1 pseudogene is annotated in these 529 nt (G+C 38.6%); it reads right to left on the reverse strand.

Annotated elements, in window-relative coordinates:
* Positions 1-151: 151 nt before the first annotated feature.
* Positions 152-529: pseudogene (locus RVS70_RS21975) on the reverse strand (DNA primase); the annotation flags it as partial.

Here is a 529-nt window from a genome sequence, read left to right on the forward strand (position 1 = left end):
ATTCTTATTCGGTCCATTCAGGCGTTTTCTATATGAACTGCCTTTAACAAATGTGCGAATAATGAAATGACAATTCATGATGAGGTTAAGCGATCTATTTGCTCCTCCGCAAGGAATCATTGCCAATAAATTCTTCTCATCAGTTTTCCAGTTATTTTAAAGATCGGTTCAATGTAACGATTTCTTGAGCCAGAGAAGCAGCTCTTAAAAAATTTTTTTGCCTTTCGGCTTCGGCTCTTTCCGCCTCTTTTTCTTTTATCATTGACCAATTTCTTTGATTCAACACTTTTTTTACATAATCTGATAACTCAGCTTCTCTAAGCTCTTGATTAACCTGAAGCATTAATATATCAGACAAGAGCTGGCTTATATGATCATCTGTCACCCTGGCCATCAGATGCTGTGGCGTCAGTTCGGCTCCCTCTTCATAAAAAGCATAAAGATAAGCGGCTAATGCTCGGTGCTCATCAATATTAAATTGAAACCCTACCCGGTCAATCACTTTTTTGATGACGCTCCGATCTCGAAG

The sequence above is a fragment of the Virgibacillus sp. M23 genome (assembly GCF_034190895.1).
Classification (GTDB): domain Bacteria; phylum Bacillota; class Bacilli; order Bacillales; family Amphibacillaceae; genus Virgibacillus; species Virgibacillus salarius.